24 protein-coding genes and 1 pseudogene are annotated in these 25,729 nt (G+C 66.8%); 10 read left to right on the top strand and 15 right to left on the bottom strand.

What is annotated here, in order from left to right; all coding sequences use genetic code 11:
• Window positions 1-98: 98 nt before the first annotated feature.
• Window positions 99-500: pseudogene (locus tag PMES_RS00940) on the top strand (enoyl-CoA hydratase-related protein); the annotation flags it as partial.
• Window positions 501-504: 4 nt separating this feature from the next.
• Here the strand turns inward: PMES_RS00940 and hflX are convergent.
• The 10 genes from hflX to dusB form a co-directional block, all read right to left on the bottom strand.
• Entirely contained in the window at window positions 505-1,758 is a 1,254-nt protein-coding gene (gene hflX, locus PMES_RS00935) for a GTPase HflX (protein ID WP_159963656.1), read from the bottom strand.
• Between the two features lie 23 nt (window positions 1,759-1,781).
• Entirely contained in the window at window positions 1,782-2,024 is a 243-nt protein-coding gene (gene hfq / locus PMES_RS00930) for an RNA chaperone Hfq (protein ID WP_159963655.1), read from the bottom strand.
• Between the two features lie 150 nt (window positions 2,025-2,174).
• Window positions 2,175-3,683 carry a TrkH family potassium uptake protein gene (locus PMES_RS00925; protein WP_159963654.1) on the bottom strand — a complete coding sequence of 503 codons (1,509 nt, stop codon included), beginning with the start codon at window positions 3,681-3,683 and terminating at the stop codon, window positions 2,175-2,177.
• Window positions 3,683-5,059, bottom strand: a complete 1,377-nt coding sequence (trkA, locus tag PMES_RS00920) for a Trk system potassium transporter TrkA (RefSeq protein WP_159963653.1) — start codon at window positions 5,057-5,059, stop codon at window positions 3,683-3,685. The genes PMES_RS00925 and trkA overlap by 1 nt, the downstream gene beginning before the upstream one ends.
• Before the next feature lie 105 nt (window positions 5,060-5,164).
• Window positions 5,165-6,034, bottom strand: coding sequence for an alpha/beta hydrolase (locus tag PMES_RS00915; RefSeq protein ID WP_159963652.1), 870 nt, complete (start codon window positions 6,032-6,034; stop codon window positions 5,165-5,167).
• 3 nt (window positions 6,035-6,037) lie between these two features.
• Complete coding sequence (gene ntrX, locus PMES_RS00910) at window positions 6,038-7,444, bottom strand: nitrogen assimilation response regulator NtrX (RefSeq protein ID WP_159963651.1); 1,407 nt, start codon at window positions 7,442-7,444, stop codon at window positions 6,038-6,040.
• On the bottom strand, window positions 7,444-9,705 hold the full coding sequence (locus PMES_RS00905) for a sensor histidine kinase NtrY-like (RefSeq protein ID WP_159963659.1): 2,262 nt from the start codon (window positions 9,703-9,705) through the stop codon (window positions 7,444-7,446). The genes ntrX and PMES_RS00905 overlap by 1 nt, the downstream gene beginning before the upstream one ends.
• A 114-nt stretch (window positions 9,706-9,819) precedes the next feature.
• Complete coding sequence (locus PMES_RS00900) at window positions 9,820-11,187, bottom strand: response regulator (RefSeq protein ID WP_159963650.1); 1,368 nt, start codon at window positions 11,185-11,187, stop codon at window positions 9,820-9,822.
• 25 nt (window positions 11,188-11,212) lie between these two features.
• Window positions 11,213-12,283 (bottom strand): two-component system sensor histidine kinase NtrB, encoded by a 1,071-nt coding sequence (locus PMES_RS00895; protein ID WP_159963649.1) that lies wholly within the window; start codon window positions 12,281-12,283, stop codon window positions 11,213-11,215.
• A complete protein-coding gene (gene dusB, locus PMES_RS00890; protein ID WP_438943219.1) occupies window positions 12,280-13,263 on the bottom strand; it encodes a tRNA dihydrouridine synthase DusB in 984 nt (327 codons plus the stop codon). The genes PMES_RS00895 and dusB overlap by 4 nt, the downstream gene beginning before the upstream one ends.
• A 203-nt stretch (window positions 13,264-13,466) precedes the next feature.
• On the opposite strand from dusB, the gene PMES_RS00885 reads away from it, so the two are divergent.
• From PMES_RS00885 to PMES_RS00870, 4 genes are all read left to right on the top strand, one after another.
• On the top strand, window positions 13,467-14,606 hold the full coding sequence (locus tag PMES_RS00885; protein WP_159963647.1) for a bifunctional 2-C-methyl-D-erythritol 4-phosphate cytidylyltransferase/2-C-methyl-D-erythritol 2,4-cyclodiphosphate synthase: 1,140 nt from the start codon (window positions 13,467-13,469) through the stop codon (window positions 14,604-14,606).
• The gene (locus PMES_RS00880; protein ID WP_159963646.1) at window positions 14,603-15,091 is read left to right on the top strand and encodes a phosphatidylglycerophosphatase A family protein; all 489 of its coding nucleotides are present in this window, start codon (window positions 14,603-14,605) and stop codon (window positions 15,089-15,091) included. The genes PMES_RS00885 and PMES_RS00880 overlap by 4 nt, the downstream gene beginning before the upstream one ends.
• A complete protein-coding gene (locus PMES_RS00875) occupies window positions 15,088-15,630 on the top strand; it encodes a CinA family protein (RefSeq protein WP_236549648.1) in 543 nt (180 codons plus the stop codon). The genes PMES_RS00880 and PMES_RS00875 overlap by 4 nt, the downstream gene beginning before the upstream one ends.
• A gap of 125 nt (window positions 15,631-15,755) precedes the next feature.
• Window positions 15,756-16,937 (top strand): ammonium transporter, encoded by a 1,182-nt coding sequence (locus tag PMES_RS00870; RefSeq protein ID WP_159963645.1) that lies wholly within the window; start codon window positions 15,756-15,758, stop codon window positions 16,935-16,937.
• Window positions 16,938-17,090: 153 nt separating this feature from the next.
• Here the strand turns inward: PMES_RS00870 and PMES_RS00865 are convergent, their stop codons facing one another.
• The 3 genes from PMES_RS00865 to PMES_RS00855 all read right to left on the bottom strand — a co-directional run bounded on the left by PMES_RS00865 (window position 17,091) and on the right by PMES_RS00855 (window position 19,554).
• Entirely contained in the window at window positions 17,091-17,558 is a 468-nt protein-coding gene (locus tag PMES_RS00865) for a hypothetical protein (RefSeq protein WP_159963644.1), read from the bottom strand.
• A gap of 183 nt (window positions 17,559-17,741) precedes the next feature.
• On the bottom strand, window positions 17,742-19,034 hold the full coding sequence (locus PMES_RS00860) for an MmgE/PrpD family protein (protein WP_159963643.1): 1,293 nt from the start codon (window positions 19,032-19,034) through the stop codon (window positions 17,742-17,744).
• Between the two features lie 70 nt (window positions 19,035-19,104).
• Complete coding sequence (locus tag PMES_RS00855; protein ID WP_159963642.1) at window positions 19,105-19,554, bottom strand: type II toxin-antitoxin system RatA family toxin; 450 nt, start codon at window positions 19,552-19,554, stop codon at window positions 19,105-19,107.
• Window positions 19,555-19,626: 72 nt separating this feature from the next.
• On the opposite strand from PMES_RS00855, the gene hpt reads away from it, so the two are divergent.
• The 4 genes from hpt to PMES_RS00835 all read left to right on the top strand — a co-directional run bounded on the left by hpt (window position 19,627) and on the right by PMES_RS00835 (window position 21,898).
• Window positions 19,627-20,163: a hypoxanthine phosphoribosyltransferase gene (gene hpt, locus PMES_RS00850; RefSeq protein WP_159963641.1), complete on the top strand. Its 537-nt coding sequence runs from the start codon at window positions 19,627-19,629 to the stop codon at window positions 20,161-20,163.
• Window positions 20,164-20,176: 13 nt separating this feature from the next.
• Window positions 20,177-20,356 carry a hypothetical protein gene (locus PMES_RS00845; RefSeq protein ID WP_159963640.1) on the top strand — a complete coding sequence of 60 codons (180 nt, stop codon included), beginning with the start codon at window positions 20,177-20,179 and terminating at the stop codon, window positions 20,354-20,356.
• Window positions 20,357-20,452: 96 nt separating this feature from the next.
• Entirely contained in the window at window positions 20,453-20,941 is a 489-nt protein-coding gene (locus PMES_RS00840; RefSeq protein ID WP_159963639.1) for a c-type cytochrome, read from the top strand.
• A gap of 42 nt (window positions 20,942-20,983) precedes the next feature.
• The gene (locus PMES_RS00835; RefSeq protein WP_236549647.1) at window positions 20,984-21,898 is read left to right on the top strand and encodes a c-type cytochrome; all 915 of its coding nucleotides are present in this window, start codon (window positions 20,984-20,986) and stop codon (window positions 21,896-21,898) included.
• 31 nt (window positions 21,899-21,929) lie between these two features.
• Here the strand turns inward: PMES_RS00835 and lipA are convergent, their stop codons facing one another.
• Both lipA and PMES_RS00825 read right to left on the bottom strand, forming a co-directional pair.
• A complete protein-coding gene (gene lipA, locus PMES_RS00830; RefSeq protein ID WP_159963638.1) occupies window positions 21,930-22,883 on the bottom strand; it encodes a lipoyl synthase in 954 nt (317 codons plus the stop codon).
• A gap of 139 nt (window positions 22,884-23,022) precedes the next feature.
• Entirely contained in the window at window positions 23,023-24,099 is a 1,077-nt protein-coding gene (locus tag PMES_RS00825) for a GAF domain-containing protein (RefSeq protein ID WP_159963637.1), read from the bottom strand.
• A 139-nt stretch (window positions 24,100-24,238) separates the two neighbouring features.
• Here PMES_RS00825 and PMES_RS00820 point away from each other — a divergent pair, with 139 nt between their 5' ends.
• Window positions 24,239-25,726: a catalase gene (locus PMES_RS00820; RefSeq protein WP_159963636.1), complete on the top strand. Its 1,488-nt coding sequence runs from the start codon at window positions 24,239-24,241 to the stop codon at window positions 25,724-25,726.
• The last annotated feature ends 3 nt before the right edge of the window (window positions 25,727-25,729 follow it).

Here is a 25,729-nt window from a genome sequence, read left to right as displayed (position 1 = left end):
CCCGCAAAGCCGCCTCGACGACCTGCTGCCGTGGAACTTCAAGCCGTCAAGCTGAACCGCTGGTGCTGTTCAGCTAACGCTTACTCGCAGTCGCGGCCGAGGATGCGAGATTCGGTGTGAACGGCGTGAATATCGGGCTTTTCTGCTCGACGCCGATGGTCGCCCTGACCCGCGCCGTTCCCGCCAAGCAAGCCTTCGAGATGTTGGTCGGCGGCGAGTTCATCACCGCCCCCCGCGCCGCGGAGATCGGGCTCATCAACCGCGCCGTCCCGGCAAAGGAGCTTGCCGCGCAGACCCATGACTACGCCGCGAAAATCGCCGCCAAGTTCGGGATCGCGGTCTCGATCGGCAAGCGGGCCTTCCACGAGCAGCGCGAGATGAGCACGGCGCAGGCCTACGCCCATTGCGGCGACGTGATGACGCGCAACATGCTCGATGCGCAGACCGAAGCCGGGATCGAGGCTTTCCTGGCGAAAGCGCCCCCGCAATGGGATCAGTGATCTGTCAGAGCGCCCTGTAGGCGGCCTGCTGTCGCGCGGTCCAGGAAACCTGCAACCGGGTATCGTCCTCGCCCTGCCGCTCATCGGTCACCACGCCCTGCTCGAAGAGCCAGGCCCGGCGGCGCCCGTCGGCATGCGCGATGACCAGCTCCTCGTGCATTCTGACATCGTCGAGAAGGGCCGTCATCTCGCTTGCCAGCGCATCCACGCCGCTGCCATCGAGCGCCGAAACCGCGAGAACCCCGTCGGTCCGGGCCGCCAAGGTCAGCGATGCCTCGCGATCGGCCGGCTCCAGAAGGTCGATCTTGTTCCAGACCTCGATCTGCGGCACCTCGGGATCGACGCCAAGCTCGGTGAGGATCGACCGGACATCCCTGGCCTGCGCATCGGTTTCCTCATGCGCGATGTCGCGCACATGCACGATCAGATCGGCAGCGAGAACCTCCTCGAGCGTCGCCCGGAACGCGGCGACGAGCTGCGTCGGCAGGTCCGATATGAACCCAACCGTGTCGGACAGGATGATCCGTTTTCCCGTGCTCAGGTCGACGGCGCGCATCGTCGGATCGAGCGTGGCGAAGAGCATGTCCTCGGCCATCACCTCGGCGCCCGTCATCCGGTTGAACAGGGTCGACTTGCCCGCGTTGGTATATCCCACGAGCGCGACGATCGGGAACGGCACCTTGGCCCGCGCGGCGCGGTGCAGCTCGCGTGTCTTGACGACCTTCGCAAGCTGCTTGCGCAGGCGGTTGAGCTGATCGTCGATCGCCCGGCGATCCGCCTCGATCTGCGTCTCGCCCGGCCCGCCGACGAAGCCGAGCCCGCCGCGCTGACGCTCGAGGTGGGTCCAGGCCCGCACGAGGCGGGTCCGCTGATAGCTCAGCGCCGCCATTTCCACCTGCAGCACACCCTCGCGGGTGCGGGCCCGGTCGGAGAAGATCTCGAGGATCAGGCCGGTCCGGTCGAGAAGCTTGACCTTCCATTCCTTCTCCAGGTTGCGCTGCTGCACCGGGGAGACGGACCCGTCGATCAGGACGAGGTCGATCTCGACCTCCGACAGACGCTCCTTCAACTCGGCGATCTTGCCGGTTCCAAAGAGCAGGCCGGGATGCGCGCGCGGCAGGCGCACGACCTCGCCTCCGACGACCTCAAGCTCGGGCAAGGCCGCGCCGAGGGCCATTGCCTCGGCCAGGGCCGGCTCAGGATCACGGCGCTCGCGATCCGACTTGATCTCTGGATGCAACACCCAGGCTCGGGTCATGCCCATTCAGTGAAGCTTCCGCGTCATGACGAGGCGTCGTCGCCATCGTAGAGGTTTATCGGCTGGGATGGCATGATGGTGGAGATCGCGTGCTTGTAGACAAGCTGGCTCTGGCCATCGCGGCGCAGAAGGACACAGAAATTGTCGAACCAGGTGATCACGCCCTGCAGTTTCACGCCATTGATGAGGAAGATGGTAACCGGAACCTTGGTCTTGCGCACGTGATTGAGAAACGCGTCCTGCAAATTCTGTCTGTCACCGGCCATAACTCTCCCTCTCTTCTTTTTCTTGGCAAGACCGGCATGCGTCGCGGTCTGCGTTACCCGGCAAGAGTATGGGGGTGGGAGGGACGAGTTTCCAGTGCGAAAAAGCGATATTGTTGCCAGTTTCGACACTCGAGCGACCGATAATGCGCATCAGGACCGCCAGAAGGCAGGATTGAAAAGCGCGATCAGGGCAAGCGTCTCCAGCCGGCCGAGCACCATGGCGCCGGCCAGGATGATGCGGGCGGGGTCGCTGAGCCCCGAATAGAGGATCGGCGCCTCGCCCACGACCTCCGCCAGAGGACCGGTCGTCGAGAGCGCCGCGATGGTGAGGACCGTCGCGCTCTCGAAATCGAGCCCCGCCAGGGCGAGCGCCCCCATGACGAGCGCGACCGACAGGGCGAAGAGCATGAAGAAGATCCAGGCGACGAAGGCGCCCTGCCGCCTGATGCGCCGCGCGACGCTTCCGGCCCCGCCCACCGAGTTGGGATGCACGAGCTTGTCCATCTCGCGCAGGCCATGCTTGTAGAGCGCGTATATCCGCAGCAGCTTCACCCCGCCGGCCGTGGTCGCAACGCCCCCCCCGATGAGGGCGAGCCCGGCCAGCACGAGGCCCGGCGTCTCGAGGCCGGACCAGCTGCGCGCATCCACCCAAGCCGTACTCTGGAACCCGGTCGTCGTCAGGAATGACAGGGTAGTGAAGGTCGCCCCCCACAGGGCCTTCAGCCCGGCACCCAGATCCTCCACCTCGTTGACATCATAGGCACCCATCCAATGGCGCAGAAAGAGGAATGTCGGCAGAAGCGCGACGCAGACGAGCCCCATCTGGACCTCCGGATCGCGGCTGAGCTTCTGGTTGGCCGGATCGCCGCCATCGCGGCTGAAGGTGAGGCGCGAGATCGCGAAGAAGAGAAAGACGAAGATCGCGGGCTCGGCGGTCCAGGGCGGGCGGCCCGCGGGCCCGATCGTGATGCCGCTCGTCGACAGGGTCGACATGGCCGTCGCGGCGGCATAGAGCGGCCGCTGCCCCAGGACGACCAGAAGCACCCAGAGCAGGAGCGTCAGCCCGACATAGATCGGCAAGAGCTGCTGGGTGAACCGCGCGAGCCGTTCGGAGGGGTTCGCCACGCGGGTGATCTGCGTGGCGTTGTTGCCGGCGCCGACCTCGCGCGAGGACAGCACCTCGAAGCCGCCGAGGTTGAGCGGCGCGAGGATCGCCACGGCGCTCACCCAGATGAGGAGCCCCCCGAGCCAACCGACGATGGCGCGCCACAGGTGCAGCGTGTCGGGAATCCGGTCCATCCCGTCATAAAGGGTCGCGCCCGTGGTGGTTATGCTCGAGATCATCTCGAACCAGGCGTTGAGAAACCGGACATGGCCGACGGATTGATGGAACGGCACGGCGAGCATGATCGGAAGGACCGTCAGCGCGAGGACCATGGCGATCAGGTGGCCGCGCGCCTGCTGTCGTCCCGACCGGGTGCCGAGCGCCACGCCGAGCAGCGCGAAGAAGGTCAGGAACAGGATGCCGGAATAGAAGAAGGTCCGCGCGATCTGCAGGTCGCGCTCGGTATAGGCATGGATGGCGGGCACGAACATCGCGACGGCGCCGATGCCGCCCATCTGGACCGAGAAGGGAAGCCTGTCGATCGGGATGCGCATCAGAAGTAGTCGATCGAAACCTGGAACAGGCGCTCGACCTCCGGCACGTCATCCGTCAGAGCGAAGATGACGATCACATCGCCCTCCTCGATCCGCATGCTGCCGCGCGGCTTGAGCACCTCGTCGCCCTTCTGCACCGCGCCCACGAGCGCCCCTTCGGGGAAGTCGATGTCGCGGATCAGCTGCCCCGCGATCATTGAGGTCGAAAGCACCTGCACCTCGATCACCTCGGCCTCGGCATCCCCGATCGAGTAGACCCCGCGAACGCGCCCGTGCCGGATATGACGCAGGATCGAGCTGACGGTCGTGGCCCTCGGGTTGATATAGGCATCGATGTCGAGCGGACCCATCAGCGGTTGCAGCGAGGGATCGTTGACGAGACAGATCGACATGGCGCTGCCCGCCACCTTGGCTCGGACCGCGGCCAGGAGGTTCGTCTTGTCGTCATCCGTCACGCACAAAACCGCGTCGGCCCTGCCGATATTGGCCTCGTTGAGGATGTCGATGCTGAGCCCGTCGCCGTTCAGGACAATGGTCCGCTCGAGCGCGTCGGCGGCCTCCTCCGCCGTCGGCCGGTGACGCTCGATCAGCTTGGCGCGCACACGCTCGGTCCGGCTCTCGAGCGCCTTCGCCACTGCCAGGCCCACATTGCCGCCGCCGATGATGACGACGCGCTCCTGCTTGCGCACCGTCTTGCCGAAGATCTCCATGGTCCGGTTGACGTCGTCGACATGGGCCAGGAGGTAGATCTCGTCATCGGCGAAGAGCTGGTCATTCGGCTCCGGGGTGAAAAGGTTGCCGTTGCGCCGCACGCCGGCGACGATCGCGCGCAGCGTCGAGAAAAGATCGGTGAGCTGCTTGAGGGGGGTGTGCAGGACCGCGCAATCCTCGTCGAGCGAGATGCCCAGGAGCTGCAGCCGGTTGTCCATGAAACTCTGTGTGTCGAAGGCCGATGGCGCCGAAAGGCGGCGCAGGGCGGCATCCGCGACTTCGCGCTCGGGCGAGATGACGACATCGATCGGCATGTGTTCGCGCCGATAGAGATCGGAATAGATGGCGGTGGTATAGCTCTGACTGCGCAGGCGCGCGATCTTGCGCCGGATCGCGAAGATCGAGTGGGCGACCTGGCAGGTCACCATGTTGACCTCGTCGCTATGGGTGGCGGCGATGATCATCTCGGCATCGCGCGCACCTGCCCGCTCCAGAACGTCGGGATAGCTGGCAAATCCCGCGATGCCCTGCACGTCGAGCGTGTCTGTGGCGCGGCGCACCAGATCGGCGTTGCTGTCGACGACGGTGACGTCGTTACGCTCCCCGGAGAGATGCTTGGCGATCTGCCAGCCGACCTGTCCCGCACCGCAGATGATGACTTTCATGATCCCGCCCGTTCCCTTGCGGTTGCAACAGTTGGCGCAGCAAGGCTCGCCGCCGCCGCCAGACCTTTTCGATTAGCAGCTTAACGCGCGGCGCAACAGGGCGTTTCAGGGATCGTGGGAAGACGGGCCGCGCCCCGCGCCGAGGAACTCCCAGATGATCTCGTTGAACGGACCCGGCAGCTCGCGCATCGGCCAGTGCCCGGTTTCCAGAAGCGCCAGCTCGGCGCCGGGAACCAGCCGCGCCGCGGCGCGCGCGTGGCGCACCGGCACGAGGCGGTCATGGGTTCCGTGGATGAAAAGCGTTGGCGCGGCGATCTGATGCAACCGGCCGACAAGCGATCCGGCAAGGCCGCCGCGGAGCAGCTCCCCGGCAAGGAAGGCATCGAAACTCTGGCGCTCCAGCTGATCGCGCGCCACCGCCATCAGCTCGTCGACCACGCGCTCGGTGATCCTCGATGGGCGCGCGTAATGCAGCCCGAGACCGAAGCGCGCGAGCGCCCGGCTGCCGGAGGCGGCGCGGTAGACGAGCCCCCGCGCCCGGCTTGCCGCGAAGATCCTGGCGAGCGGATGGAAGGGCGCCCGCTCCATGATCCCGTAGCTGCTGACGGGAACCAGCCGCCCCACGCGGTCCGGGTGATGGATCGCGAGCCACAAGGCGATGCCGCCCCCCATGGAGACCCCGGCCATGTCGACCCGCGCCAGCCCGAGCGCATCGAGCAGGCGCAACGTCCAGGCGCCGAGTTCATCGATCCCGTGCGGGCTTCCGATCCCCTCGCTCTCGCCATATCCCGGCAAGTCGGGCGCGATCACCCGCATCCGCCGCGCCAGGTGCGGCAGGGTCAGCCGCCAGCTCAGCTCGGCATGATCGAACGCCCCGCCATGCAGCAGGACGCAGACGGGCCCGTCGCGCGGGCCCGCATCCACGTAGCCCACGCGCCGGCCGTCGAGGCGGAGTGTCCGGTCGGCGAAGGGCATGGCTCAGGCGTCCGCTTCGCCCAGATGCGCCACCCTGCTGCCTTGCTTGTTCGTCGTGACGACGTTGAGAGACTTGAGCTTGCGGTGCAGCGCGCTGCGTTCCATGCCCACGAAATTGGCGGTGCGGCTGATATTGCCACCGAAGCGGTTGATCTGCGTCAGCAGGTATTCACGCTCGAACAGCTCGCGCGCCTCGCGCAGCGGCAGGGTCGCGAGACTGCCGGACAGGACCACGCGGCCATCCTCGTCCGGGGCCGCGCCCTCCGCCGAAGGCAGCTCCGCCGCGGTGATCTCGCCCCGGTCGCCGCCCAGGATCAGCACCCGCTCGATGACGTTCTTGAGCTGTCGCACGTTGCCCGGCCAGATCATCGTCTGCAGCAGCGCCACCGCGTCCTCGCTGAGCTTGCGGATCGGCAGGCCCTGGCTCTTGTTGAAGCCGTCGATGAAATGCTCGGCCAGCTCGGGAATATCCTCGCGCCGCTCATCCAGCGAGGGCACCGCGATGGGCACCACGGAGAGGCGGTGGAAAAGCTCCTGGCGGAAGCGGCCGGCGGCGATCTCGGTATCGAGATCGCGGGTGGTCGAGGAAATCACCCTGATATCCACGCGCACCTTGTCATTGCCGCCGACACGCTGGAACGCCTGCTCCACGAGCACGCGCAGGATCTTCGATTGCGTTCCGGACGGCATGTCGGCCACCTCGTCGAAGAAGAGAACGCCGCCATCGGCCTGCTCCAGAAGGCCCGGCTCGATGCCGCGCTCGACGCTCTCGCGTCCGAAGAGAACCTCCTCCATCCGGTCCGGCTCGATCGAGGCGGAGCTGACCGAGACGAACGGCGCCTCGGCCCGGTTCGATTGCGCATGGATGAAACGCGCCGCGACCTCCTTGCCGCTGCCGGCCGGCCCGCTCAGCATCACCCGCCCGTTGGAGCGCGTGACCTTCTCCAGGTTGCTCCTGAGGGTCTTGAAGGTCGCCGACGAGCCGATCATCTCCGTCGGGACCGCGTCGCGCCGGCGCAGCTCGAGGTTCTCGCGCCGCAGCCGCGATGTCTCCATCGCCCGGCCGATCACCACGATCAGCTGATCGATGTTGAACGGTTTCTCGATGTAGTCATAGGCGCCCTGCTTGATCGCCGCGACCGCGATCTCGATCGTTCCGTGACCGGAGATGATGATGATCGGGATGCCCGGATAGTCGCGCTTGACCGCCTTGAGGATATCGATCCCGTCCATCTCGCTGTCCTTCAGCCAGATATCGAGCACCATCAGCGCGGGCGGATCGTTCTTCACCTCGCTCATGCATTCGGTCGAATTGGCCGCCAGGCGGGTGCCGTAGCCCTCGTCCTGGAGAATGTCGGAGATGAGTTCGCGAATGTCACGCTCGTCGTCCACGATAAGAATATCGCCCATCAGTACTGCCCCTTAGTCAACGTTTCTTCATGGACCTGCTCGCTGGCGGGGCGTGGTCCCCCCTCCAGACGCGGCAGGCGTATTTCGGCCCTCGCACCGGGTTGCGCCCCGGCATCGAAAGGCTCTGCATCGGTCAGCGTCAGTGTGCCGCCGTGTTCCTCGATGATCTTCTTGACGATTGCCAGGCCAAGGCCCGTCCCCTCGTCGCGGGTGGTCACATAGGGCTCGAAGAGCCGGCTTCGATCCTCCGGCAGCCCGATCCCGTTATCGCTGATCGAAAGCGTCACCTCGTCCTCCCCGGCATTCATCTGGACCTTGATGCGCGGCGCGTGTTCGGGATCGCGACCCGCATCCACCCGCGCCTGCACCGCCTCGCCGGCATTCTTCAGAAGGTTGGTCAGCGCCTGCCCGATCATCGTCTCGTCCAGATCGGCCATCACGGCATCCGCGGGAAGCGCGCTTTCGATGCTCACCTGCTCGAGGCCCGCCTGCTGCAGCAGGACCGCGCCGCGCACCAGCTCGGTAAGATCATGCGGCTTGCGCTGCGGCTCGGGCATGCGCGCGAACTGGCTGAACTCGTCAACGATCCGGCGCAGGCTCTCGGTCTGGCGGACGATGACATCGGTCATCTGCTCGAGCGATTCGGGATCCTCGACCTGCCGGGCGAACTTCCGGCGGATGCGCCCGGCGCTCAGCTGGATCGGGGTCAGGGGGTTCTTGATCTCGTGCGCGATGCGCCGCGCCACATCGCCCCAGGCGGCCATGCGCTGGGCCGCCACAAGGTCGGTGACGTCGTCGAAAGTGATGACGTAGCCTTCGAGCTTGCCCTTGCCGTTGCGCCGCGTGGCGACCCGCACGAGCAGGCTCTCGAGCGTGCCGCCGCGCATCAGCTTGATCTCCTCCTGCGCGGTCTCGGCCTTCTTGCTGCGCACCTTGTCGAAGAGATCCGCGAATTCCGGCACCGCCTCGCCAAGGATCGCGGCCTGCCCGCCGGCGGCATCGAGCTGCAGCAGCCTTTCGGCGGAGCGGTTGACGAAGGCGACACGCCCGCGCGCATCGAGCCCGATCACCCCCGCCGTCACCGAGGCGAGGACCGAATCGAACAGCCGCCGGCGGCGCTCGATCTGCGCATTGGTGCTCAGAAGTGTCGCGCGCTGCGCTTTCAACTGCCGCGTCATCTTGTTGAAAAGACGCCCCAGCATGGCGATCTCATCGTCGCCGTCCTCCTCGACGACCTGCACGTCCAGATCCCCGCTTCCCACGCTCTGCGCGGCGCCGGCGAGCCGCCCCACGGGGCGCGACAGGCGCTCGGCGAACCACAGCCCCAACCAGATCGCCGCAAGGATGAGAATCACCGCAAAGCCGAGATAGAGCAGCCCGAACTCGAAGAGGATACGGCCGCGCTCGCTCTCGAGCTGTGTATAGAGCCGCACCGAATCCTGCGTGTCGTCGAGCAGGGCGAGCAATTCGCCGTCCACGTCCCGGCTGACATAGAGGAACCTGTCGCCCAGCCCCGTCAGGGCGATCAGGGCCCGGAACTCGTTGATGTCCCAATCCTCGACGATCGCGGTCTCGCCCTCGCGGGCGCGGTCGAGCGCCGCGGCGGGGGGCGCGTCGTAGTCGAACAGGTAGCTGCCCTCGCCGCGGGCCCTGATCTCGGCCTCGCCGTCGATGATATAGGCCTCGCGCAAGCCGCGCTGGATCTGGGCCTGTCCCTGGCCGAGCAGTTGGCGCAGCTCACCATCGCCGACCATGAAGGAGTTCGACTGCGCGGCGCTGAGGAACGCGGCCAGCGCCTCGGCATCGGTCTTCAGATCTTGGCGCTGCTCCTCCTCATAGGCCTGCGCCGCCGCGAGCGAGGCCCCGACCACCTGCCGCACACGATCGGAGAACCAGCCCTCGAGCCCGACATTGATGGTCAGCGCCGCGAAGATCGCGACCGTGATCGTGGGGATCAGGGCGATGAGCGCGAAGACGCCTGTCAGGCGCAGGTGCAGGCGCGAGCCGGCCGATTTCGCGCGGCGCGCCGCGACCATGCGCGCCAGCGTCGTCAGCACGAGCGCGGCCACCAGCAGCACGTAGATCAGGTCGGCCAACAGGATCAGCCGCAGCGACAGGCCCGACGCGCCCTGGTCGAGCGGCCCCAGCACAAGGAAGGTCGCGAGGGCCAGCAGGGGGCCGAGGACGACCAGTCCGAAGGTGGCGAGATTCTGCACCCGCCTCTTGCGCCTCAGGCGCACGAGACGTTCCCAGCTTGCCATCCGCAAGGGATGCGACACTGACAGGACTCCTAATCGATGTGACGCTGTGCGCCGACTGCTCCATTCAGCGGCTTATCCGATCTCGTGCCGGCTTGCCGCTTCCATGTTGCGGTTTTACATCAACTTGCGCCGCCGTGTCACGCGGATATCGAGTTCGGTGATCTTCTTGCGAAGAGTATTCCGGTTGATCCCCAGAAGATCGGCGCATTTGGCCTGATTGCCCCCCGTCGCCTCGAGGGCGATCTCGATAAGCGGCGTCTCGATCTCGCGCAAAATCCGCGTATAGAGCCCTGCTGGCGGCAATTCACCGCCATGCAGATCGAAATAGCGCCGCAAATGGGCGGCGACGGATGCGGAGAGCTTCTCGCCTTCGCCGCGTCCCGAGGGCGGCTCCATCGCCGGCTGACCGCGCAGCACCATTTCGGCCTCGCTTCGCGAAATCACGGCATCGCTGCCCGTAACCGCAAGCCTGCGCATGATATTTTCGAGCTGCCTGACATTTCCGGGCCAGCTGTAGCCGCGCACGAGATCAAGCGCCGGCGCGTCGAGCCGGCGGTGCGGCAGACCGTCGCGCTCGGCGCGCTGCAGGAAATGCTCCGTGAGGCTCTCGATGTCATCGACCCGTTCGCGCAGGCCCGGAACGGCGATGCTCATCCCCGCGATGCGGTAGAAGAGATCGCGGCGGAACCGCCCCTCATCCATCGCCAGCGACAGGTCCTCCTGGCTCGTGGCCATGATCCGCGGCGGACGCTCGCCCAGCGCGTCGAGCATTGGCACGATTCGCCCCTGCCCCTCCGCATCGAGATCGCCGATCTCCTCGAAGATCACCGTCCCCCCCCTTGCCCGCGCCAGGATGCTCGACGGGCCATCGGCCCCTGCCAGCATGTCCGCGCCGGCGGAAATGAAGGGCAAGGCCTGGCGGTCCGAGAAGTCGTGGATCGCGCGCGCGATCAGCGTCTTCCCGGTGCCCGATTCGCCCGTGATGAGCACCGGAATGTCGGTGTTCATCACCCGCGCGACCAGCCTGTAGAGCATCTGCATCGCCGGGGTGCGCCCCACCAGCGGCAGATCGTCCGGCGGCAACTCGCCCGGCTCGGCGCGCGGCCGCGGGCTGCGGCGGCGCAACTCGAGCGCGCGCGCCGCCCGTTTCATCAGGTCCGGCAGATCGAACGGCTTGGGAAGGTAGTCATAGGCATCCGCCTCGGCCGCCTGGATCGCCGTCATGATCGTGTTCTGCGCCGAGATCACGATCACCGGCAATCCCGGCCGCGCGGCCGCGATCAGCGGCAGCGCCTCGATCCCGTTCCCATCGGGCATGATGACATCGCAGATCGCCAGATCGCCCTTCCCCTCCTCGATCCAGCGCATCAGGGTGACCATGCTCGACGTCGCATGGACCTTGCAGCCGGCACGCGTGAGCGCCTGCGTCAGAACGGTGCGGATGGTGCGGTCGTCATCGGCGACGAGTACGGTGCCGTCCATGGTTTGGCCTCTTGGGGTGCTGCGGTCAGTCTGTGTCGCCGCGCGGGGCGACGGGGAGGGAAATGCGGAAGGCGGTGCGGCCGGGGACCGAGTTGACGGTGATCCATCCATCGTGGTCGGAGACGATCTTTCCCACCAGGGCGAGACCGAGCCCGGTGCCGTTCTCCCGGCCCGACACGAAGGGCTCGAAGATGTCGGCCGCGATCTCCGGCGGCAGTCCGGGCCCGTCATCGACGATCTCGACCTGCAGGGGGAGCGCGGCGCCGGAGCCGTCGGCGCGCCGGAGCCGCAGCGACAGGTCATAGAAGGAGCGGATGGTGATCGTCCCGCCGCCCGTCCCGGCCGCTTCGGCCGCGTTGCGGATCAGGTTCTGGAACACCTGCACAAACTGATCGCCGTCGACATGGGTCGCCGGAAGCGAGGGATCGTAATCCTCGACCAGCCGCATATGTGCGGCAAAGCCGACGGCGGCGGTCTGCCGTGCGCGGTTCAGGAGGTCGTGGATGTTGACTACCTGCCTTTGCGGCGGACGCAGGTTTCCGAACTGCTCGACCTGATCGAGGAGCGCGACGATGCGCCGGCTCTCGGCCACGATGAGATCGGTCAGCTCGCGGTCCTCCGCCCCGAGCCCCATCCTGAGAAGCTGCGCGGCGCCGGTGATGCCGGCGAGCGGGTTCTTGATCTCATGCGCAAGCATCTCCGCCATCCCGATCGCGGACCGCGCCGAGGATTTGACCGACCCTGCCCGTCCCAGCCGATCGGCGAGCTGTCGCGGCTCCATCAGGACGAGGACATGGGCCTCCATCCCCGACATCGGGGCGATCTGGATGTTGCATTGCTGCGAGGGGCGATTGCCGCCGCCCACATCGACATTGTTCACGAAAAGCGCCGCATCGCTCTTGCGCACGCGGGCGAAGGCCTCCTCGATCGGGGCGTCGATATGCAGGCGGTCGAAGATCGGCGCCCCCAGAAGCGAGCGGCGCGAGGCGTTCATGAAATCCTCGGCCGAGGTGTTGATCCGGGAGATCCTGTCCTGCGGGTCGAGGAGGAAGGCGGGAACGGGAAGCGAGTTCCACAGCAGATCGTCCATGCTCATGCGGCCACTGCCGGTTGGTCGAAGGCCGATCGCAGACAGGCCTGCAGGCGTTCGGGCGGAGCGGTCAGGACCTCGCGTCTGAGCGGTGCGGGTGTTCCGCCCACCTGCATGTACCAGCCCAGGTGCTTGCGGATCACCCGGCCGCCCAGCGCCGTGCCGTAGAAGCCGAACGCCGCGTCGACATGGCGCCCGGCAAGCTCGGCGAGGGCGGACCCGCGGGGCGGCTGCGGGACGGCGCGTCCCTCGAGCCCGGCGGCGATCTGCGACAGCAGCCATGGCCGCCCCTGGATGGCGCGCCCGATCATCACGCCCGAAGCCCGTGCCTGCGTTCTGGCGGTCTTTGCGCTCGCGGCGCAAGTAATGTCGCCATTGGCGATGACGGGGATCGAGACGGCATCGCGCACCGCCGCGATCGCCCGCCAATCGGCATGCCCTTTGTAGAACTGGCAGCGCGTCCGGCCATGGATGGTGATCATCGCGATACCGGCCGCCTCGGCCCTTCGGGCAAGCTCGGGCGCGTTGTGCAGTCGGTCATCCCAGCCCAGCCGCGTCTTCAGCGTGACCGGCACGCGCACCGCCGCGACCACCGCCTCGATCAGGCGGAGGGCATGGTCGAGATCGCGCAGCAGCGCCGAGCCCGAATAGCCGTTCACCACTTTTTTCGCCGGACAGCCCATGTTGATGTCGATGATCCGCGCGCCGTTCGCCTCGACCATGCGGGCGGCCTCGGCCATCCAATGCGCCTCGCGCCCGGCGATCTGCACCGCCGTTGCCGCCTCCCCGAATCCCAGCTCCGCGCGCTCGCGCACGCCCGGCTTGGCCTGCACCATCTCCTGGCTCGCCACCATCTCGCTGACGACCAGCCCGGCGCCGAAGCCGGCGACGATCTGCCGAAAGGGAAGATCGGTGATGCCGGCCATCGGCGCGAGCAGGACGGGCGATTTGAGGCCGAGCGAAGCGAGCTCGCCGGGAAGGGTCATGGTCATGCCTAATCCATGTGCAATTGTTCGATCTGGTAGCGCGCATCGCCGCCCTTGGCAAACCCGGCGCCCGCCCCGCCGGGGATGAAACAGTGTGTGCACAAGTTTTAGGCGGGCGTTTCCAGCACTTGCGGTCATGTTCGTCACTGGGCACAGACGCCGCTAGAATGACGCAGCCGGCGCCGTGGGTGGGGGGACGACAGATGAAGACAGCAGCCGTGATCGTCGCGGCCGGACGTGGACGACGTGTCGGCGGACCGGTTCCCAAGCAATGGCGCATGCTGTCGGGACGGGCGGTGCTGGCATGGACGCTCGATGCCTTGCGCACCCATCCCGGCATCGACCTCACCGTGCTCGTGCTCTCGCCGGACGATATGGGCATGGCGGCGGGATATGCCGCGCATGAGGGGGTGACGGTCGTTCCGGGGGGCGAAAGCCGCAGCGCCTCGGTGCGCGCGGGTCTTGCCTCGCTCGAGAACAGGGGCATCGGGCGCGTCCTCATCCATGACGTGGCCCGCCCCCTCGTCTCGCCCGCGCTGATCACGCGGGTGATCGCGGCACTCGAGACCGCCTCCGGCGCGGCCCCTGCCCTCGCGGTGACCGATGCCCTCTGGACGGGGGAAGAGGGCCGGGTGACGGGCACGCGGCCACGCGCGGGGCTCTACCGCGCGCAGACCCCGCAGGGCTTCGATTTCACCGCCATCCTCGCCGCCCACAGGGCCCATCGCGGCGATGCGGCCGACGATGTCGAGGTCGCCTTGGCGGCGGGGCTGGACGTTTCGATCGTTGAGGGCGAAGAAAGGAACCTCAAGATCACGGTCGAGGGCGATTTCGCCCGCGCCGAAACCCTGATGGAGGCCCGCTTGGATATCCGCACTGGAAACGGCTTCGACGTGCATGCGTTCGAGGAGGGAGACCACGTCACGCTCTGCGGCATCGACCTGCCGCACCACAAGGCGCTCAAGGGGCATTCCGATGCCGATGTGGGGATGCACGCCGTCACCGACGCGATCTACGGCGCGCTCGCCGAGGGCGACATCGGACGGCATTTCCCGCCCTCTCAGGAGCGCTGGCGCGATGCCGCCTCCGAGATTTTCCTGTCCCATGCCGTCTCCCGCATCGCGGCGAGGGGCTTCACCTTGGGCAATATCGACCTGACGCTGATCTGCGAGACGCCGAAGATCACGCCCCACGCGCAGGAGATGCGCGACAATCTCGCCCGTATCGCGGGCATCGACATCGACCGCGTGAGCGTCAAGGCGACCACGTCCGAGCGGCTCGGCTTTGCCGGACGCGAGGAGGGCATCGCGGCGATGGCCAGTGTCACGCTGGTGGCGTCATGAGCCGCCTCATCGCCAGCTTCTTCTATATCGGCCTGCTGCGTCCCGCTCCGGGGACCTGGGGCTCGCTCGCGGCCCTGCCGGCGGCCTGGGCGCTGCACCTCCTTGCCGGGCCATGGGGGCTTGCCTTCGGCATCGGCGTCGTCTTCGCGGCCGGCTACTGGGCCACGGCGGTGCAGACGCGCGGCGCGGTGGAGGAGGATCCGGGATGGATCGTGATCGACGAGGTCGCCGGCCAGTGGGTCGCCCTGCTCCCGCTCTCCTTCGGAGCGGCCGCGAACGGCGTCGCCATCACCGCGCTCTGGCCCGGCTGGATTGCCGCCTTCTTTCTCTTCCGGCTCTTCGACATCTGGAAACCCCTTCTTGTGGGCTGGGCCGATCGGCGCGGCGATGCGCTTGGCGTGATGCTTGACGATATCTTCGCCGGTATGCTCGCGGCGCTGGGCGTGGCGGCGCTTGCGGGCATCGCCCATAGCGGGTTGCTGTGACAGGCAAGGCCCCGCCCGGCCCTTCGGCCCATATCGCGCGGCTCGCCACGCGGGCGCTCGACCTGGCCCGCGACGCCGGCGCGACGATCGCCACGGCCGAAAGCTGCACCGGCGGGCTGGTCGCCGCCAGCCTGACCGCGATTCCCGGCAGCTCGGCGAGCGTCGAATGCGGCTTCGTCACCTACAGCAACCGCGCCAAGCAGGAGATGCTGGACGTGCCCGCTGCGCTGATCGGGGCGCATGGTGCGGTCAGCGAGCCGGTTGCCCGTAGCATGGCCGAAGGCGCGGCGGCCCGGTCCGGTGCCGGTATCTGCATCTCCGTCACCGGGATCGCGGGCCCCGGAGGCAGCGAGTTCAAACCAGAGGGCCGGGTCTGTTTCGGCATTTCGGTCGCGGGGGGCGCCGCGCGCGCCGTTACGGTCGAATTCGGTGCGCTTGGCCGTGACGCGGTCCGCGAGGCCGCCTGCGCGCATGCATTGCATCTCATTGCCGAAGTCACGTCCGGTTTCCGCTCATCATCCGGGCAACCGGAGACCTGAGCGACTATTTTTTGCGCAAATCACACTCTGCCAGAAATTTACGCAGCGCTACGACCCTTCGTCTCTTTTCCGGGCGGCGCACAGACGGTTGAACCGCCGCCAAGCGGTTTGACAAGGAGAACGACATGGTCGCAGCGGATACTGCATGGATCATCGTGGCGACGGCACTCGTGCTGTTCATGACATTGCCGGGGCTGGCGCTGTTCTACGGGGGGCTCGTTCGCGCGCGCAACGTGCTCAGCGTTTTCATGCAATGCTACGCCATCGCCTGCCTTATGAGCGTCCTGTGGCTCGCGGTGGGTTACTCGATCGCCTTCGGCGGCGGCGCGAGCGGCATCTGGGGCGGACTGGACAAGATGTTCCTGATCGGCATCGACGCCGAAACCCTGTCGGGCACCCTGCCCGAGATACTCTTCTTCGCCTTTCAGATGACCTTCGCCATCATCACCCCCGCGCTGATCGTCGGCGCCTATGTCGAGCGGATCGGCTTCGGCTTCGTCCTGCTTTTCTCGGGGCTCTGGATGCTTCTGGTCTACGCGCCGGTGGTGCACTGGATCTGGGGCGGCGGAATGCTGTCGGATGGCGGTATCTTCGGCGCGGTCGGGGCGCGCGATTTCGCCGGCGGCGTGGTGGTTCACGAAACCGCCGGAATCGCGGCGCTGATCATCGCCGTGATCCTCGGACCGCGCCGCGATCGCTCCAAGCCGCCGCACAACCCCGGCTTCGTGATGATCGGGGCGGCCATGCTTTGGGTCGGCTGGTTCGGCTTCAACGGCGGCTCGCAGCTTGCCGCCGACGGGGGCGCGGCCATGGCGATCACCGTCACCCATATCTCCGCCGCGACCGCATCGCTCAGCTGGGCTCTGTGGGAGCGCATCAAATACGGCAAGGCGTCGCTGGTCGGGATCGTGACCGGCACCATCGCGGGCCTGGCCACGATCACCCCAGCCTCGGGCTTCGTCGGGCCGATCGAGGCGCTGATCCTGGGTGCAGTCGCGGGCGTGCTCTGCCAGGAGGCGGTGAACCTGGTACGCAACCGCTTCAAGATCGACGATACCCTCGATGTCTTCGCCGTGCACGGGGTTGGCGGCATCTTCGGAACGATCATGATCGCGGCATTCGGCGCGGGGAGCTGGATCGCACAGCTCGGAACGCTCGCCATCGTCGGGGTCTTCACGACTGTCGTGACAGTCGTCCTCGTGAAACTCGTGGCCATGATCACGCCCTTGCGCGTCGATGCCGAAACCGAGACGAGCGGCCTCGATCTCGCGGTGCATGGCGAGCGGGCCTATGACATGACCTCCTGAGGCGCGGCGGGCGGCGCAGGGGGGGGACCCTGAACATGTGCCGCCCTTGCCGGGCAGGACAAACGATAACGGGCCGGGGCAGCGATGCCCCGGCCCGTTATCGTTGTGTGGATAAGGCTCGCGGTACCGGGTCGATGCCGCGAGATGGCCCGGTCAAGCGCGAGCGTCGATCCGCTCGCCATCTGGCTCGGAGGCCGCCCGGGTCGCGGGGGCCGACTTGCCCTCGGCATAGGCCGCCTTGCTGCTGGCTTCCACCGGCGCGACCATCTCGAGCTCGATGCCGGGCTCGGGGGCCTTGGCGATCTGCGCGACGAGAAGCTCTTTCTTCATCTTGTCCACCGAGGCTTGGGCAGCGGCGCGCTCGGCAGAGACCTGATCGGTGTCGGGGCGGCGCATCTCGCCAAGCGTGCCGCGCGTGGCATCGGAGCGCGAAACGCTGGTATCGGCGCGGACACGCCCCGTCTCGGAGGCGCCGAGGCCGCCACCGCTCGTGCTTGCGGCGGAAACGCTCTCGCTCGCGGCATCCGTGCTGCTCTGCGCCGCGTCGGTGCTCGACTTGGTCGCGTCCTGAAGTGACTTTTCAGTATCAGTTTTGCTGACCTGTACGAAAGTACTGGTCACGCCTGATAGAGTCCCTGTAATGATCGACATGCGAGTATCCCTTTGCAAATTTTGCTCGGGGAACTTTTCGCTCTAATTTTTGTCGAATTTCTTACGAACCGGGGACCATTTTGCGCCAGCAAAATGGACTCATTGTGTTGTCAATACATTTAGACAGGTTTTTGCGCCGAGTTGGCCGTCGGATCACCCGGACAGGACGGAAACCAGTGCCGAAAGATCCGACCCTTCGACGGCTGCCTCCAACGCGCGGGCCTGCGAGTCGGGCAAGAGCGCCCGCAGCTTGCCCGCGATCAAGGTCCTGCGCTCCGGCAAATCGAGCACCCTGGCCGTGTCCCGCTCGGCAGTCAGCGCCTCTCCCCCTTCGAGGACGAGCCTGACCCGCGCCTGTGTCTCGGACAGATGCGGATCGGGCAGGACATGGACCCGCGCACGCATCGCCGAGAGCGCTGGAACGTCCAGAGCGGTATCGCAGAACGTCTCCAGCGCCCCCGTATCGCGCCCCGTGATCGCCATCGCCGCCGTCTGGGCATAACTGAACTTCGCCTCGAGCCCGGTGCGCGGCACTGCGATGTTGCACACGCTCATCCAGCGTGGATGGGTGGCGATCTCGATCCGCGCGACATCGCGCCCCGCGCATGGCTCTCTCAGCGAGGCGACCGCATCGATTGCCGCGTGAAGCCCGTGGCAGCAGGCGTGGAACTTGTGCGTCACCCGCTCGAAAGCCCAGCTCGTGCCGATCCCGTCGAGCGCGGCAAGATCGCCCTCCCCGTGATGGGTTGCGCCGAACCCCTGCACGCAACTGAACCCGTCGGGGCGCGAGGTCATCCCGGCACCGGCGAGCAAGGCCGCCTCGACCCCGTTCGAGGCCGCGATCCCGGCATTGAAGGGCTTGCCATCCGTCCCGAACTGGGACTTCAGACCCGATGCGCGTGTTGCGACCAGTCCGAGCGCATGGGCGGATTGTCCGGGGCTCAGCCTCAGCAACCGCGCCGCTGCGAGGGCTGCCCCGACCGCGCCGGAGGTGGAGGTCTGGTGAAAGCCGATCTGGTAATGGGCACGGCCCAGCCACAGCCCCATCCGGATCGAGGCTTCGGCGCCGATCAGCGCGGCCTCCAGACAGTCATCAAGGCTCGCCCCGCAACGCTCGGCGAGGGCAAGCGCGGCGGGGATTACCGCGACAGAGGGATGGCCTATATGGGCGAAATGGGTATCATCGTAGTCGAGCGCGTGGGATGCGGTGCCGTTCAGGAGCGCAGCCCCGCGCGCGGGCGCCCGGCCGCCGCCGACCAAAGTGGCCTCCGGGGTACCGCCCTCCGCACGGATCAGGCTTCCAACCGCGCGCGCCGAGGGCTCCTCGGCGCCGGCCAGCGCGCAGGCGGTCCAGTCGGCAAATGACAGCCGCATGACCTCGCGCGCGGCGGCGGGCGGACGCGGTCCCGATCCTAGTGCGAGCAGGCCTTCCTCGATCGTCGTCATCGCAATGCTCCTCCCGGAAATCCCCCTGCCCGCCACGGGCCCGCCCGCGGCCGGACCTCTCCTGCGTCCGTCAGCCGTAGAGCACCGCGGCGCGCCGCTCGAAGGCGCGGACGACACGCTGCATCGCATCGTTGAAAAACATGCCCGCCGCGCCTTGAAGCAAGCGGTTGCGGAACTCGAAATCCACGTCGAACTCGACCTCGCAGCCCCCCTCGACATCGCGGAACTGCCAGTTCGACAGCATGTGACGGAACGGGCCGTCGATATACTCGGTCTCGATGCGCTTGCGCTCGGGATGCAGGGTAACGCGGCTGCCGAAACGCTCGCGGAAGACCTTGAAGCTGATCACGAGGTCCGCCTCCATGATCTCGCCCACACCATCGGGCAACGGCGCGCGCTCGCGAATGCGGGCCGCCGCCGTCCACGGCAGGAACTGCGGATAGCTTTCGACATCGGCGACGAGATCGTACATCTGCTGCGCGGTATAGGGCAGCTTGCGGGTTTCGTGATGTGTAGGCATATCTGCTCGCGTTCGGGACGGACCCATAGGATGTCGAACGAAACGCCACAGGATTCAAGGGGGGCGGAGGAGATGGAGCAACCAGCCTACGTCATCGACGAGATGATCTCGGCCAAGGCGATCGCGGCCCGGATCGAGGAACTGGCCCGCGAAATCGCGCAGCGTTTCGAGGGCACGGACAAGCTCGTGGTGGTCGGCCTGCTGCGCGGCTCCTTCGTCTTCATCGCCGATCTCGTGCGCGAGCTCGACCTGCCGGTGGAGGTCGATTTCCTGGAGGCGTCCTCCTATGGCAACGCGACCCAGAGCAGCCGCGAGGTGCGGATCCTCAAGGACCTGCGCGGCGAGATCGGCGGGCGCGACGTGCTCGTGGTCGAGGATATCGTAGATACGGGCTACACGCTGCACCATGTCCTGACGCTTCTGCGCGCCCGGGCACCGCGCAGGCTCGAAACCATCGCCCTCCTCGACAAGCCCGCCCGGCGCGAGGTGGGCATCAAGGCAAGCTGGACCGGCTTCGAGATCCCCGATGCCTTCGTCGTGGGCTACGGCATCGACTACGCGCAGCGCAATCGCAACCTGCCCTATATCGGGCAGGTCCGCTTCACATGACCGGGCGCCCCCGATGAACCCCGCATGGCTGCTTCGCATGGTGCGCTGGGCCCGCCGGCCGCCGTCGCGCAAGCGGGTGGCGCTGATGCTCGCCGTCGCGGCGATCGCCCTGGCGATCGCGGGGCTCGAGGCGGCGGGCCTGTGGCCCGAATGGGCAACGCTCGATCGCGGCATCTCGCGGCGCGGGCCGTAGGCGCATACCCACGCGGCGCGGGCAAAGGGGGCTGGACGCGGCTTCCGCGCTGCGTCACGCTGGCTCTACATTTTCCTGTTCGGAGTTGATTTCGAGATGACACATACCATTCCACTTCGCCTCGCGCTGGGACTTGCCCTGCCCTTCGCGGTCCTCGCCGGGATCGCCACCGCCGAAAGTCATGCCGACAAGGCCGGTATGGCCGCGATGAAGGCGCGTCAGGCGCATATGTCCCTCTACGCCTACAATCTCGGCCAGCTTGGCGGGATGGCCAAGGAGCAGATGCCCTACGACGCGCAGGCCGCGGGCGCCGCCGCGTCGAACCTCGCCGCCCTCGCCCGCCTCGATCAGCAGGGCTACTGGCCCGAAGGCACCGCGCATGGCGAGATGGAAGGATCGGACGCGCTTCCCGAGATCTGGACCAGCATGGAGGATTTCGATGCGAAATCCGAGGCGCTGGTGCAGGCTGCCGATACGCTCGAGGCGCAGGCGGGCACCGATCTTGCCGGGCTGCAATCGGCGATGGGCGATGTCGGAAAGGCCTGCGGTGCCTGCCACAAGCTCTATCGCAAGTCCGACGACTAAGAGGGTCGGCGCCGGAACGGCACGCGCGAGGGAGAGCGGAACATGGGGCCAATGCTGCGCTGGGCGCTCGCCTTCGCGGCCGTGCTGGGACTTGCCGCGTGGTTTCTCACAGCACCCGGACGGATAACCGCGGCCGAACTGTCGCAATTCGAGCCCGACGTCGAGCATGGAGAGCGCATCTTCCTCGCCGCGGGATGCGCCTCGTGCCACACGGCGCCCGAAGGCACCCAGAGGGGGAACGGGACGGATGGACCGGGCGGTACCGGCCCGGTCCTCGCGGGCGGGCAGCGCTTCGTCTCGGATTTCGGGACGTTCCTTGCGCCCAACATCTCCTCGGACGAGACCCATGGCATCGGCGCATGGAGTGATGCGGCGCTCGTCACCGCGATCATGGAGGGCACCTCGCCCGACGGGGCGCATTACTACCCGGTCTTTCCCTACGCGGCCTACGGCCTCGCCGAGCGCGGGGATATCGTCGATCTCGTGGCCTACATGCGCACCCTTCCCGCGTCGGACGTGCCCAGCCAGCCGCATGAGGTTTCGTTCCCCTTCACCCTGCGCCGGGGCATCGGGCTGTGGAAACTGGCCTTCCGGCAGACCGATTGGGCGGTGCCCGGTCCGCTTTCTGAACCCGCCGAACGGGGGCGATACCTCGCCGAGGCGCTGGGTCATTGCGCGGAATGCCACACGCCGCGCAACAGCGCGGGCGGGCTGCGCTTTTCCGAATGGCTCGCCGGGGCCCCGGTGCCGGACGGGCCGGGGCGCGTTCCGGGCATCACGCCCGCCCTGCTCGACTGGTCGCAGGCCGACATCGCCTATTATCTCGAAACCGGCCTGACCCCCGATTACGACAGTGCCGGAGGGCACATGGTCGCCGTGATCGACAAGCTCTCGCAGCTCCCGCAGGAGGATCGCGACGCGCTTGCCAGCTATCTCGTGGAGCTTCCCGGCCGGTAGGCGGCGCGGGACATGCGCACCGCCCGCAGCGTCAGCGGCATGCCAGCTGCGCCGCGCGGGCGGCTTTCAACCGGGCGAAATCGTCGCCCGCATGATAGCTGGAACGGGTCAGCGGCGTGGCCGAGACCATCGAGAACCCCTTGCCATAGGCGGCCTTCTCGTAAGAGGCGAACTCCTCGGGCGTGACGAAACGCGCGACCTCGTGGTGCTTGGGCGTCGGCTGCAGGTACTGGCCGATGGTCAGGAAATCCACGTCCGCCGCCCGCATGTCATCCATCACCTGGCGCACCGATTGCGCGTCCTCGCCGAGGCCGACCATGATGCCCGACTTGGTGAACATGCCCGGGTCGATCTCCTTGGCGCGTTGCAGCAGCCTGAGCGAATGGAAGTAGCGCGCGCCCGGACGCACTTCGGGATAGAGCCCCGGCACCGTCTCGAGATTGTGGTTGAACACGTCGGGTCGCGCGGCGATCACCGTTTCGAGCGCCTCCGGCCCGCATCTGAGGAAGTCGGGGGTCAGCACCTCGATCGTGGTGCCGGGGGCCTGCCGGCGCGTGGCGCGGATCGTCTGCGCGATATGCTCGGCGCCGCCGTCATCGACATCGTCCCGGTCCACCGAGGTGATCACCACGTGGTTGAGGCCCAGTTTCTTGACCGCATCCGCCACCCGGCCCGGCTCGAAGACGTCGAGCGCATCCGGGCGCCCCGTGGCGACGTTGCAGAAGGTGCAGCCGCGCGTGCAGATCTCGCCCATGATCATCATCGTGGCATGGCCCTGCGACCAACATTCACCGACGTTGGGGCAGCTGGCCTCTTCGCAGACAGTGACCAGCTTGTGCTCGCGCATGATGTCGCGCGTCTTGCGATACCCGTCCGACGAAGGCGCCTTGACCCGGATCCAGTCCGGCTTGCGGGGCTGGGCGTTGTCGGGGCGGCGGGCCTTCTCGGGGTGGCGCTCGCCCGGGATCTTCAGATCACGCGGCATGAAATGGGCTCCTCTCGCTACGCGACCTACATAAGCCCGCGCCACCCCGCGGGACAAGCATGCAATGGAATGCGGTCCGCATCGCGGCCATGCGCCGGGCGCAACCGTCGACCCCAACCGCCGGCCGCCGCGCCTTCGGTCAGATCGGGAAGACGACCTCGATGCCGTAGCCCGGCCCCTCGAGGGTTTCGAGCTGGCCGTCGAGCTGCTCGACCGCGCTCTCGATGATCAGCGCGCCCAGCCCGCGTTGCGCGCTGTCCGGCGAGCCCACGCCGTCATCGCGGCAGACAAGGCTGTAGGACGCCTCGCCGCGCCGCGCGCCGGTGAACGTGACCTGACCGGCGCGGTCATCCGGAAAGGCATGCTTGAAGGAGTTCATGGCAAATTCGTTGACAATCACTGCAAGCGATCCGGCACGCGCCGATCCCACCAGGATCGCCTCGGCCGCGAGCGTCAGGTGCACGCGTTCCGGCCCCCCCTCCGAAACCAGCCTGCCGATCGAGGCGAGGAAGGGGGCGATGTCGATGCTGCCTTCGCCGGCATTCGTACGGTAGAGCTCGGAGTTCAGTGCCGCCACATTCTCGAGCCGGCGCTGCACGACGTCGAGCGCCTCTCGCGCCTCGTCACCGACCACCCGGCGCGCCTGCATCCGCGTGAGGGAGGCAACTGTCTGCAGGGAATTCTTCACCCGGTGATCGACCTCCCGGCGCAGCACGTCGGCCCGGCGCAGCGTCCGGCGCAGCTCGAGCTGCGCCATCACCTGCTTTGCCATGACGCGCAGCGTCTCGATCTGAACGGGGGTAAGCGTGCCGGGAACCTCGTCGAGCAGGCAAAGCGCGCCCAGCGCGTCACCATTGGGCGCGATCAATGGCGCCCCGGCATAGAAGGCCATCGGCGGCGTGGCTTGGCGAAGGGGATTATCGCGGGTGCGCGGATCGAGGGCCGTATCGGGGATCACGACCACCTCGCGCTCGTTCATCACGCGCGCGCAGACCGACTGCCCGATCGGCATCTCCCTGCAGCCCAATCCGACTTCCGACTTGATCCATTGCCGCTCTTCGTCGATCAAGGTGATCATGGCGATCGGCTTTCCGCACAGCGTCGCCGCAATGGCGGTGATCTCATCGAACGCGGCCTCAATTCCCGTGTCGAGAATGTTGTACGAGCGAAGCGTCTGAAGACGGCGCGCTTCGTTGGAGGCATGCAATGCGTTCATGCGCAACTAGTGAACAATAGCATGACCCTTGTCAAACATGACCCAGCGCCCTCGAATCTTCCCTCTCGCATTTCCAGAATTGAAAGCTAGAATGATTCCAAATTCGAATCATTGGACCAACGTGTAAAGGGACATGACAATGACTGACAGACCGCGTCTCACGACCAGCTCCGGCGCGCCGGTTGCCGACAACCAGAACGCCAAGACGGTCGGCCCGCACGGCCCCGTGCTGCTCGAGGATTACCAGCTGATCGAGAAGCTGGCCCATCAGAACCGCGAACGCATCCCCGAGCGCGTTGTGCACGCCAAGGGCTGGGGCGCCTACGGCACGCTGCGCGTGACCGAGGATATCAGCAAGTATTCGCGCGCCGCCGTCTTCAAGCCGGGCAGCGAGACCGAGATGCTGGCACGCTTCTCCACCGTGGCCGGTGAGCAGGGCGCGGCGGATGCCGAGCGCGACGTGCGTGGCTTCGCGCTGAAGTTCTACACCGAGGAAGGCAACTGGGATCTGGTGGGCAACAACACACCCGTCTTCTTCGTGGCCGACCCCTACAAGTTCCCCGACTTCATCCACACCCAGAAGCGCCACCCGCGCACCAACCTGCGCTCGGCTACCGCGATGTGGGATTTCTGGTCGCTCTGCCCCGAAAGCCTGCACCAGGTAACGATCCTGATGTCCGACCGCGGCATCCCGACCGATCCGACCTTCATGAACGGCTACGGCTCGCACACCTTCAGCCTCTGGAACGAGCAGGGCGAGCGGTTCTGGGTGAAGTTCCACTTCAAGACCCAGCAGGGCCACAAGCATTTCACCAACGACGAGGCCGAAGGTGTCATCGCCAAGTCGCGCGAGAGCTATCAGGAAGCGCTCTACGGCAAGATCGACGGCGGCGAGTTCCCCAAGTGGGACATGTTCATCCAGGTCATGCCCGAGGGTGAGGAGAAGAACTTCGAGGAGAAGACCGGCTGGTCCGCCTTCGATCTGACCAAGGTCTGGCCGCATGGCGACTACCCGCTGATCAAGGTCGGCGAGATGGAGCTCAACCGGAACCCCGAAAACTATTTCGGGGAAATCGAGCAATCCGCCTTCAACCCGTCCAACGTGGTGCCGGGCATCGGTTTCTCGCCCGACAAGATGCTGCAGGGGCGTCTCTTCAGCTACCCTGACGCGCATCGCTACCGGATCGGCACACATTACGACACGCTCGACGTGAACAAGCCGCGCTGCCCGGTTGCCCACTACCATCGCGATGGCGAGATGCCCCGCGGCCTGATGACCAACCCCGATGCCTATTACGAACCCAACAGCTTCGGCGGACCGGTCGAGGATCCGTCGGTCGCCGAGCCGCCGCACCGCTATGCCGGCGATGTCGACCGCTACGAGTTCCGGGGCAAGGCCGATCACTACAGCCAGCCGCGCGCGCTCTTCGCGCTCTTCGACGAGGGTCAGCGCAAGCGTCTCTTCTCGAACATCGCAGGCGCGATGGCCGGCGTGCCCGATGAGATCGTCGAGCGCCAGCTCGCGCATTTCACCAAGGTCGACGAGGCCTATGGCGCCGGCGTGCGCGAGGCGCTGAAAACCGCCAAGGACCAGGCAAGCCTGAGCACCAGCCACGCGGCCGAGTGATCG

It is taken from the genome of Profundibacterium mesophilum KAUST100406-0324, assembly GCF_009835145.1.
Taxonomy (GTDB): domain Bacteria; phylum Pseudomonadota; class Alphaproteobacteria; order Rhodobacterales; family Rhodobacteraceae; genus Profundibacterium; species Profundibacterium mesophilum.
This window is presented reverse-complemented; position numbering and strand designations above follow the sequence as displayed.

What these genes read in the sequence shown, in the direction of transcription:
- PMES_RS00870 (WP_159963645.1), top strand. Translation starts at nt 15,756, where the DNA reads ATGGTCGCAGCGGATACTGCATGGATCATCGTGGCGACGGCACTCGTG.
- PMES_RS00835 (WP_236549647.1), top strand. Translation starts at nt 20,984, where the DNA reads ATGGGGCCAATGCTGCGCTGGGCGCTCGCCTTCGCGGCCGTGCTGGGA.
- PMES_RS00845 (WP_159963640.1), top strand. Translation starts at nt 20,177, where the DNA reads ATGAACCCCGCATGGCTGCTTCGCATGGTGCGCTGGGCCCGCCGGCCG.
- PMES_RS00825 (WP_159963637.1), bottom strand. Translation starts at nt 24,099, where the DNA reads ATGAACGCATTGCATGCCTCCAACGAAGCGCGCCGTCTTCAGACGCTT.
- lipA (WP_159963638.1), bottom strand. Translation starts at nt 22,883, where the DNA reads ATGCCGCGTGATCTGAAGATCCCGGGCGAGCGCCACCCCGAGAAGGCC.
- ntrX (WP_159963651.1), bottom strand. Translation starts at nt 7,444, where the DNA reads ATGGGCGATATTCTTATCGTGGACGACGAGCGTGACATTCGCGAACTC.
- hfq (WP_159963655.1), bottom strand. Translation starts at nt 2,024, where the DNA reads ATGGCCGGTGACAGACAGAATTTGCAGGACGCGTTTCTCAATCACGTG.
- dusB (WP_438943219.1), bottom strand. Translation starts at nt 13,263, where the DNA reads ATGACCCTTCCCGGCGAGCTCGCTTCGCTCGGCCTCAAATCGCCCGTC.
- PMES_RS00820 (WP_159963636.1), top strand. Translation starts at nt 24,239, where the DNA reads ATGACTGACAGACCGCGTCTCACGACCAGCTCCGGCGCGCCGGTTGCC.
- PMES_RS00885 (WP_159963647.1), top strand. Translation starts at nt 13,467, where the DNA reads ATGAAGACAGCAGCCGTGATCGTCGCGGCCGGACGTGGACGACGTGTC.
- PMES_RS00895 (WP_159963649.1), bottom strand. Translation starts at nt 12,283, where the DNA reads ATGAGCATGGACGATCTGCTGTGGAACTCGCTTCCCGTTCCCGCCTTC.
- PMES_RS00855 (WP_159963642.1), bottom strand. Translation starts at nt 19,554, where the DNA reads ATGCCTACACATCACGAAACCCGCAAGCTGCCCTATACCGCGCAGCAG.
- hflX (WP_159963656.1), bottom strand. Translation starts at nt 1,758, where the DNA reads ATGACCCGAGCCTGGGTGTTGCATCCAGAGATCAAGTCGGATCGCGAG.
- PMES_RS00915 (WP_159963652.1), bottom strand. Translation starts at nt 6,034, where the DNA reads ATGCCCTTCGCCGACCGGACACTCCGCCTCGACGGCCGGCGCGTGGGC.
- PMES_RS00925 (WP_159963654.1), bottom strand. Translation starts at nt 3,683, where the DNA reads ATGCGCATCCCGATCGACAGGCTTCCCTTCTCGGTCCAGATGGGCGGC.
- hpt (WP_159963641.1), top strand. Translation starts at nt 19,627, where the DNA reads ATGGAGCAACCAGCCTACGTCATCGACGAGATGATCTCGGCCAAGGCG.
- PMES_RS00905 (WP_159963659.1), bottom strand. Translation starts at nt 9,705, where the DNA reads ATGGCAAGCTGGGAACGTCTCGTGCGCCTGAGGCGCAAGAGGCGGGTG.
- PMES_RS00900 (WP_159963650.1), bottom strand. Translation starts at nt 11,187, where the DNA reads ATGGACGGCACCGTACTCGTCGCCGATGACGACCGCACCATCCGCACC.
- PMES_RS00840 (WP_159963639.1), top strand. Translation starts at nt 20,453, where the DNA reads ATGACACATACCATTCCACTTCGCCTCGCGCTGGGACTTGCCCTGCCC.
- PMES_RS00880 (WP_159963646.1), top strand. Translation starts at nt 14,603, where the DNA reads ATGAGCCGCCTCATCGCCAGCTTCTTCTATATCGGCCTGCTGCGTCCC.
- PMES_RS00860 (WP_159963643.1), bottom strand. Translation starts at nt 19,034, where the DNA reads ATGACGACGATCGAGGAAGGCCTGCTCGCACTAGGATCGGGACCGCGT.
- trkA (WP_159963653.1), bottom strand. Translation starts at nt 5,059, where the DNA reads ATGAAAGTCATCATCTGCGGTGCGGGACAGGTCGGCTGGCAGATCGCC.